This is a genomic window from Salinifilum ghardaiensis, from assembly GCF_054491345.1.
The window spans coordinates 1787352-1798230 of sequence record NZ_CM137101.1; the positions used below are offsets into that span (position 1 = coordinate 1787352).

Sequence of the window (10879 nt, forward strand, 5' to 3'; positions counted from 1 at the left end):
GCGCTCGGCCGCGACCTCACCCGTCCCGCCCCAGCTCGACGTGCTCGAGCAGGCCCACGGCGTCGGGGACGAGGACGGCGGCGGAGTAGTAGGTGGTGACGAGGTAGGAGGTGACGGCCTGGTCGTTGATGCCCATGAAGCGCACGGACAGACCGGGTTCGTACTCGTCGGGCAGCCCCGTCTGGTGCAGCCCGATCACGCCCTGGTTCTCCTCGCCGGTGCGCAGCACCATCATCGAGGTCGTCCCGGAATCGCTGACGCCGAGCTTGTTGCACGGCAGGATCGGCACACCGCGCCAGGCGGGGACGTGGTGGCCGTGCAGCTCGACGGTGTCCGGGCTGAGCCCGCGCCGGTTGCACTCGTGGCCGAAGGCTGCGATCGCCTTGGGGTGGGCGAGGACGTAGCCCGGGTCCTTCCACACGAGGGACAGCAGGTCGTCGAGGTCGTCGGGGGTGGGTGGTCCGGTGCGGGTGTGGGTGCGTTGGGTGAGGTCGGTGTTGTTGAGGAGTCCGAAGGTGGGGTTGTTGACGAGTTCGTGTTCTTGGCGTTCGCGGAGGGCTTGGATGGTGAGGGTGAGTTGTTGGTGGAGTTGGTTGTGGGGGTTGTTGTAGAGGTCGGCGACGCGGGTGTGGAGGTGGAGGACGGTTTGGGCGGGGGAGAGTTCGTATTCGCGGGGGTGTGTTTCGTAGTCGACGTAGGTGTGGGGGAGTGGTGGTTCGCCGTGGTGTCCGGAGGCGACGGCGATCTCGGCCTCGCCGTGCTGGTTGCTCCGCTGCTCCGCGCGGCGCTGCAGCGCGCCGCGGATGTGCTCGCGCAGGGCTTCGGAGCGCTCGCCCATCGCCTCGAAATCACGCGTGGTGAGCGTGAGCACCGTGCAGGGGGTGGTGGCCTTGTAGGTGTGCTGCCACGCCCCGGCGTTCCCGCCGAGTACCTCGGCGCCGAAGTGCTGCCCGTCGGCGAGCACTCGGTTGGTCGACTCGTCGCCGTACTCGCCCGTGCCGATCTCGGTGACCTTGCCGTGGGCGATGAGCACGACCTGATCAGCCGACTGCCCGGATTGGACGATGATCTGCCCCGGGGAGAACTCCCGTTGCGTGAACCGATCGGCCAGTGCCGACAGCGCGGACTCGTCGTCGAAGTCGCGCAGCAGCGGCAGTTCGCGCAGTTCCTGCGGGATGATCCGCACGTCGCGTCCGGTGTTGGTGAAGGTGATGCGGCCGTCGCCGACGGTGTAGGTCAGGCGGCGGTTCACGCGGTACACGCCGCCCGAGGTGTGCACCCAGGGCAGCACGCGCAGCAGCCAGCGCGAGGTGATGCCCTGCATCTGCGGTGGTGTCTTGGTGGTGCTGGCGAGGTTTCGGGCCGCGGTGGTGGTGAGACTGCTGGGCTGGGAGGATTCCGGAGCGGAGGGGTCCGGGGAGTCGCCGGATCCGGCAGCGGTCATGGCACTCGTCCTTTCCAGTCGAACGTGCGCAGTGGAGAACGCCGCAGCATCGCTGCGATTCGCTGCGGAAAAGGGGAACGCCGTGGTGCGGCGCCGGAGGAGAAGCTAGCAGCGGGGAAACGGGAATCAACAGTCCCACGAAAGTGGAGCAGAATGCGGAAGGCTTCACCCGTGTCGGGGTTGTGCTCGGTCTTCGCCATTGGCTACCACTGCTGTTGATTCCCTCGAGTGCAGTACTGCCGGGGAAATTCGCGAAGTTGGACCGTGTGGGGAATGCTCCACGCGGGGAAATTCTGCGAATGTGCGGTGACGCGGCCTTGTCGTGCCTTCGCGGTTTCGGTAACGGTTTCCGGGGAAGTGCGCGCCGGGAAGCGTCCGTCCGGCGCGCGCCGTTCACCGTCCGCTCGGAGCGAGCACGGAGGAGCGCGTTGCAGTCCTATGTGATCGGTGTGGTGTGGGTTCTCGCGGCCGCGGGGTTCGGCGCGCTCTGCGCCTACTTCGTGCGCAGGCTGGGGAACGAGGAGGGGCGGCTCAACAACAACGAGGCCGCGGGACAGGTGTTCACCATCGTGAGCGGTCTGCAGGCGGTGGTGCTCGGTTTCATCCTCGTCACCCTGTTCGACACCGCCGATGACGCCCGCCAGGGCGCTTACCGCGAGGCGCAGAACCTCGTCGCGGTGTCGTGGGCCGTGGAACCGCTGTCCCCGGGCGTCGGTGCGGAAGTCCGCACGCGCAGTGCGGAATATGCCAGAACGGTGCTCGACGAGGAATGGCCCCGGATGCGCGCCGGTGAGCCGCTCGGTGATCGGGGCTGGCAGCAGCTCGACGCGATCCGGCGCGCACTGGGACGGGTGGCGGCCGAAGGGGAGTGGGCGGCGAACAGGCGAGGTGAGGCGGCCGGCCGGCTCGCGTCGGTGTACGAGGAGCGGCAGCAGCGCATCACCCGGGCCGCCGACCGCGATGTCGTCGCGGTGATGTGGTTCGTGCTCATCGGGGGGAGCTTCGCATGCGTGCTGCTGCCAAACCTCTTCGGCGGAACGCGCCTGGGTCCGCACGTGCTCTTGGTGTCCACACTGGCCGGTGTCATGGCGTTGCTGCTGTTCGCCATCTTCCAGCTGCAGAACCCCTTCGGCGGGAGCCGCATCCCGCCGGAGGCCTTCCGGTGGGCGCTGGGTCGGCTGGGAACCGCGTGATGGGTCCCGCGCGCACCGCCTCCGCCCTGGCCGCGGTGCTCGGCGCGCTCGGGGCCACCGGTCCGGACCCCGTCGCGCAGGCCTCCGAGCAGGCGCACGTCAGCGCGCCCGCGCGTGCTGCCCATGAGTCGCACCCGCAGTTCCCGGTGCCCGCGCCGTGCACGCCGGAGCCGCCGAGCCCGTCGACGCCGGTGGCGCCACCGAGACCACCGGTACCGCAGCCCCCGGCACCGCCGGAAACACCCGAGCTCCCAGCTCCTCCCGACCCCCCGGCACCACCCGAGCCCCCCGAACCGCCGGCACCGCCCGAACCGACGGAACCGGGCGAACCGGCTCCCCCTGAGCCCCCGGAGCCCCCGGATCGACCTGCGGGCGAACCGGTGGGTCCTCCGCCGAGCACGGCCCCGGCTCCCGCTTCGCCCGGCGCTTCCGCGAGCTCCCGACCCCCCGCTCCGGAATCCCCCGTTCCGCCGGTCCCTCCCGTATCCGGTGCGCCGCTGCTGCCACCGCCGGAACGGGACTCCACTTCCGAGGCGGAGGAGCTGACGGAGAAGCGGCGGTGGGTGATGACCACGCTCGTGCTCGTCCTGGGAGCGTCGGCCGCCGCCCGAGCCCTGCGCCGGTGATCCCCGCGGTGTTGCTCCTGCGCGGTGAGCGCGTGTTCAGGCCTCCTCAGCGGGACGTCCCCGGCCGCGCGGAGGGGGCAGCGCGGTGCGGGGGAGCAGCAGCGCGGCGAGGACGAGGCCGTCCTCGACCAGCCACCGGCCAGCCAGCCGGGTGCTGTGCTCCGGGGCCTCCGGTGCGCGCGGCAGGTGCGCCGCGAACTCCTCCCCGCGGAAGGTGATGTCGGCGTCCTCGAAGTCGAGCCAGCGGTGCGTCGCCGGGTACCAGGCCTTGAAGACGGCCTCCTTGGCGCAGAACAGCACCCGTCCCCAGTGCACGGATCCGTCCTGTGCGGACAGTTCGTGCAGGGCGGAGCGGTCGCGTTCGGTGGTGATGACCTCGAGCACGCCGTCGGGGAGGGGCTCGTGCGGCTCGGCGTCGATGCCGAGGCCGAGGACGCCGGGGAGCTGCTCGCCGCGGGCGGCGACCGCGGCCCGGTAACCGGTGCAGTGCGTGATGCTGCCGAGCACGCCCTCCGGCCAGACCGGCATCCCCCGGTCGCCGCGCGGCACGGGGCGCGGTGCGAGCCCCAGGCGCGCCATGGCCCGCCGGGCGCACCAGCGGCCGGTGCTGAACTCGCGGCGCCGCTTCGCGACGGCGCGGGTGATGAGCGCTTCCTCCTCCGGGAACAGGTGCACCTCGTCGGCGTCGGTGGTGGTCTCGGCCGCCGCGACGGCGGGCGGCAGCACTTTCTCGATCACGACCGCGCCCGGTGCCTGCTCGTCGACATGGGGGCAGCATACCCGCGGCGGGTGCGGTGCTCCGGTGGCGCGCAGCAGTTCTCCCCCTCCACGCGGCCCTTCTGCCGGTGAACGCGTTGTTGACACGTCGTGACGCGGTGTGCAGGCTGTGCCTCGACCGACTGGTCGGTATGAAGCGGAGGGGTGGCATGGACGTTTCCGCCTATCTCGACGAGGTCCGCGCGCGGCAACGCCGGGTCTGGCCGCCGGACATCCCGCAGCAGGTGCACTACCCGCTCGGTGAGGTCTCGCTCCCGGACCACCTCCGCCACTGGGCCGCGCACGCCCCGGACCGCGCGGCGATCACCTTCTACGGCAGGACGATCGACTACGCGGAACTCGACGAGCTGTCCGACCGGTTCGCCGCGTGGCTGAGCTCGGTGGGGGTGCGTTCCGGCGACCGCGTCGCGGTCCTGCTGCCGAACTGCCCGCAGTTCACCATCGCGATGGTGGCGACGTTGAAGATCGGCGCGGTGCACGTGCCGGTCAACCCCATGTTCCAGCACCACGAGCTCGAGCACGAACTCGCCGACTCCGCGGCGGCGGTGCTCGTCGCGGCGCTCGACCGCCTCGGTCCGGTGGAGCAGGTCGCGGGGGCCACGAGCGTGCGCACGATCCTGCCGACCGATCCGGGTGCGTTCCTGCCGGGACGACCGGACTTGCCGGTCCCGGCATCGCTGCGGAACCAGGAGGCGGAGCACGGCCGCGCGGACGAGTGGTGGCGGGTGCACCGGTCCCCGCGCGCCGAACCGGTGCGGGTGGACCTGGACGCGCCCGCCGCGCTGAACTACACCGGCGGCACGACCGGGACGCCGAAGGGGTGCGTGCACACCCAGCGGAACATGCTCTACACGGCGGCCACGGCCGGTGCCGCCCGCCCGCCGCGGCGGCACAGCGGCCCGGACGTCTGCGCCGTGTACGTGCCCGTCTTCTGGATCGCGGGGGAGGACCTGGGCATCCTCGTCCCCCTCGTGCACGGGCACACCGTGGTGCTGTTCGCGCGCTGGGACGCCGACGCGGTGCTGGCCGCGGTGCAGCACCACCGCGTCACGGACATGATCGGCACCGCGGACAACTACGTCGAGCTGATGCGGCACCCCCGGTTCGCCGAGCACGACCTGTCCAGTCTCGACTGCCCGCGGGCCATGTCGTTCGTGCGGAAGCTGACCCCGGACCTGCGGCGCCAGTGGCGGGAGGCCGTGGGGGAGCACAGCGTGCTGCGCGAGGCCTCGTACGGCATGACCGAGACCCACACCGCCGACACCATCACGCACGGGTTCCAGGGCGGGGACGCCGACCTCAACAGCGAACCGGTGTTCTGCGGGCTTCCGGTTCCCGGCACCGACTTCATGGTGGTCGACCCGTCCGGTGGCGAGCCGCTTCCGCTGGGCAGCCGCGGGGAGATCGCGATCCGCACCCCCTCGTTGCTGACCGGGTACTGGGGCCGGCCGGAAGCCACCGCGGAGGTGCTGCGGGACGGGTGGTTGCACACCGGGGACATCGGCATGGTCGACGAGGACGGCTGCCTGCACTTCCTCGGCCGGAACAAGGAGATGATCAAGGTCAACGGGATGAGTGTCTTCCCGTCCGAAGTGGAGACCCTCGTGGCCCGCCACCCCGACGTGCTCGGCGTGGCCGTCGTGCCCGCGCCGGACCCCCGCTGCGGGCAGGTGCCCGTGGCGTTCGTCCAGCTCGGGCAGGACTCCGCCACCAGCGCTGCCGCGTTGGCGGAATGGGCGGGGGAGAACATGGCGGCCTACAAAGTGCCGCGCGTCGAGCTCGTGGCCGAGCTGCCCATGACGGCGACCGGGAAGATCAAGAAGGGGCAGCTGCTCGAGCGCGCCGAGCGGTCGGGCACGCAGCGCTCCGCACCGGAGGGCGAGTGACGTGCGCGGGGACGCGAGGAGGGACGCGATGTCCGGGGAGACGTTCAGCCGGGTGCTCATCGCCAACCGCGGCGAGGTGGCACGGCGCATCGCCCGGGCGGCCGAGGTCGCCGGGCTGGAGACCGTGACCGTGCACTCCACCGATGATGCCCACGCTCCGCACGTGCGCAGCGGTGACGGTTCCGCGGCGCTGCCGCAGGCCGGGCCGGGCGCGTACCTGGACATCCCGGGGCTGCTCGACGCGGCGGTCAGCAGCGGTGCCGACGCGGTCCACCCCGGCTACGGGTTCCTCTCGGAGAGCGCGGAGTTCGCCCGCGAGTGCGGCAAGCGGGGGCTGGTGTTCATCGGCCCCTCCGCGGATGTGCTCGACCTGTTCGGGGACAAGTCCGCCGCGCGCGAGATCGCGGCGGAACTGGGAATTCCGACGCCGGAGGGGACGGCCGCACCGGTCTCACCGGAGCAGTTGCGGGAGTTCGTCGCGGGTTCGCCGGCGGGCGCGATGCTCAAAGCGGTCTCCGGTGGGGGCGGGCGCGGCATGCGCGTGCTCACCTCCGCCGAGGAGGTGGACGCGGCCTTCACCGCGTGCCGCTCGGAGGCGCAGGCCGCGTTCGGCTCCGCGCAGCTCTACGCCGAACGGCTCGTGCCGGACGCGCGGCACGTCGAAGTGCAGGTCCTCGGCGACGGCGCGCAGGCCGTCCACCTGTGGGACCGGGACTGCAGCGTGCAGCGGCGGCAGCAGAAGCTGCTCGAGACCGCGCCGGCCGACCACCTGTCCGGACAGGTGCGGGAGGCGATGTTCGACGCCGCCACCCGGCTGGCCCGGCACGCCGGCCTGCGCGGCGTGGCCACGGTCGAGTTCCTCGTCTCCGGTGAGCGGTTCGTCTTCTGCGAGGTCAACCCGCGGTTGCAGGTCGAGCACACCGTCACCGAGGAGGTCCTCGGCATCGACCTCGTGCGCCACCAGTTCGACCTCGCCGGCGGTGCGGGCCTGGACGAGCTCGGCTACGCCGCGGGGCCGCCCCAGCCGCGCGGGACGGCGCTGCAGGTGCGGATCAACGGGGAGACGCCGCACCCCGACGGCGGTGTGACCGTCCAGGTGGGAACGCTGACCGGGTTGTGCCTGCCCAGCGGGCGGGGCGTGCGCGTGGAATCGGGGGTGCGCACCGGGCAGCGCACCAACCCGCGGTTCGACTCGCTGCTGGCCAAGGTCGTCGTGCACGACCCGGCCGGGTTCGACGCGGCCGTCCGGTCGGCGCAGCGGGCGCTGGCGGACACCGCGGTGAGCGGCATCGGGTGCAACCTCGCGCTGCAGCGCGCGATCCTGCGCAGCAGCGCGTTCCGGCAGCGGGAGTGCCGCACGGACTTCGTCGACTCCGAGCTCGCGCAGCTGCTCGCCGATGCCGAGGAGCACGCGGCCGGGGAACAGGCGGCCGAGGAACAGGCGGAGGTCGGGAGGACCGCCCCGGCAGGGGGCCCCGGTCCGGCCGGGAACACCGCGCACGAGGATCTCCCGGACGCGGTCGCGGCACCGCTGAGCGGATCGGTGGTCGCGCTCGCCGTGCAGCCGGGCGATCAGGTCCGAGCCGGTCAGGAGCTCGTCACGCTCGAGGCGATGAAGATGCGCCACGGCGTGCCCGCCGACCGCGCGGGCGTGGTCTCCGAGCTGCGGTGCGCTCCCGGGGACGTCGTGCAGACCGGTCAGCCGCTGCTGGTGCTCGAGCCGACCGGGGAGGTGGCCGCGGACGGCGCCGTCGACGACGAGCCCGACCCCGAGCACGTCCGCGGCGACCTCCGCCGCGTGCTCGACCGGCGGGCCCTGCGGTTCGACGAGGCCCGTCCGCAGGCTGCGGGCAAGCGGCACGCCCGCGGCATGCGCACGGCGCGGGAGAACATCGACGCCCTCGTCGACCGCGGCACGTTCCGGGAGTTCGGCGGCTTCGCCGTGGCGACGCAGCGCAGCCGGCGCGACACCGACGACCTCGTCGCCAACACCCCCGCCGACGGGATGGTGACCGGCTTCGGCGAGGTCAACGGCGCGTGGTTCGGCGCCGGTGCGAGCACGTGCGCCGTGCTCGCCTACGACTACACCGTGCTGGCCGGCACCCAGGGCTACGCCAACCACCGCAAGACCGACCGGGTGCTCGACCTCGCACGGCGGCGCGGGACTCCCGTGGTGCTGTTCGCCGAGGGCGGTGGTGGCCGGCCGGGTGATGTGGACGCACCAGGAGTGGCCGGTCTCGACACGAGGTCGTTCAGCGCGCTGGGGGAGCTGAGCGGACGCGTGCCGACGGTGGGCATCGCCGCCGGGCGCTGCTTCGCCGGGAACGCGGCGCTGCTGGGCACGTGCGACACCGTGATCGCCACGCGCGGCGCCAGCATCGGGATGAGCGGTCCCGCCATGATCGAAGGGGCGGGGCTGGGCACCTTCTCCCCGGAGGAGATCGGCCCGATCGGGGTGCAGAAACGCAACGGCGTGGTCGACATCGCGGTCGAGGACGAGGCCGAAGCGGCCGAGGCCGCCCGGCGCTACCTCGCCTACTTCCAGGGGGAGCTGGCGGAGTTCGCCGAGCCGGACCAGCGCCGCCTGCGGCACGTGGTGCCGGAGGACCGCACCCGCGCCTACGACGTGCGCGCGGCGGTGGACCTGCTGTGCGACACCGGATCGGTGCTGCCGCTGCGGCCGGACTACGGCCCGTGCGTGGTCACCGCACTGGCCCGGATCGGCGGCCGGCCGGTCGGGGTGCTCGCCAACAACCCGGCGGTCGCCGGCGGGGCGATCGACGGGGACGGGGCGGACAAGATCGCGCGGCTGATGCAGCTGTGCGAGGTCTTCGGGCTGCCGATCGTGTCGCTGTGCGACACCCCGGGGTTCATGGTCGGACCGCGCTCCGAGGAGGAGGCCACCGTGCGCCGGTTCGGACGCCTGTTCGTCCGCGGGGCGCGGCTGACCGTGCCCGTGCTCGCGGTGGTGCTGCGGAAGAGCTACGGGCTGGGCGCCATGGCGATGGCCGGGGGGTCGCTGGCGAACCCCGCGGCGACCGTCTCGTGGCCGAGCGGCGAGTTCGGCGGGATGGGCCTGGAGGGCGCGGTGCGCCTGGGCTACCGCCGCGAGCTCGAGGCCATCGCCGACCCGGACGCGCGGCAGCGCCGCCACGACCAGCTCGTCGCCGAGCTGTACGAGCTCGGCGGGGCGTTGAACGCGGCGACGCACCTGGAGATCGACGAGGTCGTCGACCCGGCCGAGACGCGCAGCTGGGTCCTGTCCGCACTGCCTGCGGTCGCGCGCACCGGGTGGGTCAATCCGCACGCGCGGGTCGCCGTCGACCCCTGGTGACCGCTGCCCCGGGACGATCAGGCCGGGGACGAGCGCCGCCACGTGAGCACCGCCACTCGGGCGGGGACCGGTGCGGTCCCGCCGCTCACCCGCGCCCGCGGCCGATCGTGCCCGAGCACGGCGGCGCCGGTCCCGCCCGGTCGCGGGAACGGCGCGGACACGCGGCAGGTCGGATGCGTCCGCGGGCGTCCCGTGGGATAGAGTTTGTCGGCTTCTACGGGTGATGACCAGGGCCCGCCGGTCGATGAACCAGAACGGATTCACGTCCCTGGACGGGCGGACGACCGAGAGGACGACACAGGTGGCCACGGTGGACGTCAAGCCGAGCCGCGCGGTCCCCGAACCCGGGGGCGGGGCTCGGACCCGGCTTCGCGGATTCGTGACGCGGTACGCGAACGCTCTCATCATCGCCAGCATCCCGGTGTTGCTGGGGTCGATGGCCGTCATGATGGCGTGGGGGCGCGCCGGGATCTCCGAGGACTACGCGATCGACTACCAGGTGTACCGGTGGGCCGTGGGGACCTGGGTGTCCGGCGGGGAGCTCGTGGGCAACGCCCCCGTGGTGAGCACGGGGCAACCCCTGCCGTGGGTGTACCCGCCGTTCGCGCTGCTGCCGTTGGCCCCGTTCGCGCTGCTGCCGTTCGAGGCCGGCATCACCGCGCTGTTCCTCGTCGACCTGCTGGCGATCGGCAGCACCCTGTACCTGGTGACCCGGCACATGTGGCCGAGCGTCGGCGCGCGCGGTGCCGCGGCCGTGGCGATGAGCGCCCTGTCGCTGACCCCTTTCCTGGAGCCGGTCTACTCCTCGTTCGGCCTGGGGCAGGTCAACATCGTCCTCATGGGGCTGGTCGCGGTCGACTGCCTCGCCCGCTCGCCCCGCTGGCCCCGCGGGCTGCTCGTCGGCATCGCCGCGGCGATCAAGCTCACCCCGGCGGCGTTCCTGCTGTTCTTCGTGATCAACCGGCGCTACCGGGCCGCCGTCGTGACCGTGGTGACCGCCGCCGCCGGTACGTTGGCCGGGTTCGCCGTGCACTGGAAGGCCGCGGTCGCGTACTGGTTCGGCGCGGGTCCGGCCAGCGGTGTGAACGGTTCGGCGTTCCACACCAACCAGTCCATCCGCGGCGCGCTGGCCCGCCTCGGCATGCCGGAGAGCACCGAGCTGCTGCTGTGGGGCGCTGCCTGCATCGTGTGCGTCGCGATCGTCGCCTTCGCCGTGCACCGCCTCGATCCGGTGCTGGGCGTGCTGGCCACGGGGTTGCTGGCGTTGCTGATCTCGCCGACGTCGTGGTCGGACCACTGGGTCTGGTGCGCTCCCGCGCTGCTGGTCATGATCGGCCACGCGGTGCGCGGACGCAGCGCCGGCTGGTCGGTGGTCGCCGCGATCACCCTGGCGGTGACGGTGACCGCGACGTTCACGTACGTCCCGTTCACGGACCCGTGGACGAAGACCCAGCACCTGGTGGGCAACCCCTACTTCCTCTGGGGGGCGGTGCTGGTGGCGCTGCTGGGGCTGCGGGCCTGGTTCGCCGGTCCGCGCTCCCGCGGCCCCGCGGCTCCGCGGAGTTCGGTCTCCGCGGAGGCCCAGGTGTCCTGAGCGGTCCGCGGTTCGGCTGCCGACC

At 72.7% G+C, this 10879-nt stretch carries 6 protein-coding genes; 4 read left to right on the top strand and 2 right to left on the bottom strand.

Annotated features, from left to right (window positions below):
* Positions 1-16: 16 nt before the first annotated feature.
* Positions 17-1444 (bottom strand): family 2B encapsulin nanocompartment shell protein, encoded by a 1428-nt coding sequence (locus ACVGV0_RS08110; RefSeq protein ID WP_459159246.1) that lies wholly within the window; start codon positions 1442-1444, stop codon positions 17-19.
* Between the two features lie 428 nt (positions 1445-1872).
* On the opposite strand from ACVGV0_RS08110, the gene ACVGV0_RS08115 reads away from it, so the two are divergent.
* Entirely contained in the window at positions 1873-2637 is a 765-nt protein-coding gene (locus ACVGV0_RS08115) for a bestrophin-like domain (protein WP_459159247.1), read from the top strand.
* A 662-nt stretch (positions 2638-3299) separates the two neighbouring features.
* Here ACVGV0_RS08115 and ACVGV0_RS08120 read toward each other — a convergent pair.
* Positions 3300-4001, bottom strand: coding sequence for a 4'-phosphopantetheinyl transferase family protein (locus ACVGV0_RS08120; RefSeq protein ID WP_459159248.1), 702 nt, complete (start codon positions 3999-4001; stop codon positions 3300-3302).
* 188 nt (positions 4002-4189) lie between these two features.
* On the opposite strand from ACVGV0_RS08120, the gene ACVGV0_RS08125 reads away from it, so the two are divergent.
* The 3 genes from ACVGV0_RS08125 (at position 4190) to ACVGV0_RS08135 (ending at position 10854) form a co-directional block, all read left to right on the top strand.
* On the top strand, positions 4190-5926 hold the full coding sequence (locus tag ACVGV0_RS08125; RefSeq protein ID WP_459159249.1) for an AMP-binding protein: 1737 nt from the start codon (positions 4190-4192) through the stop codon (positions 5924-5926).
* Positions 5927-5954: 28 nt separating this feature from the next.
* Complete coding sequence (locus tag ACVGV0_RS08130) at positions 5955-9260, top strand: acetyl-CoA carboxylase family protein (protein WP_459159250.1); 3306 nt, start codon at positions 5955-5957, stop codon at positions 9258-9260.
* Positions 9261-9561: 301 nt separating this feature from the next.
* On the top strand, positions 9562-10854 hold the full coding sequence (locus ACVGV0_RS08135; RefSeq protein ID WP_459159251.1) for a glycosyltransferase family 87 protein: 1293 nt from the start codon (positions 9562-9564) through the stop codon (positions 10852-10854).
* Positions 10855-10879: the final 25 nt, after the last annotated feature.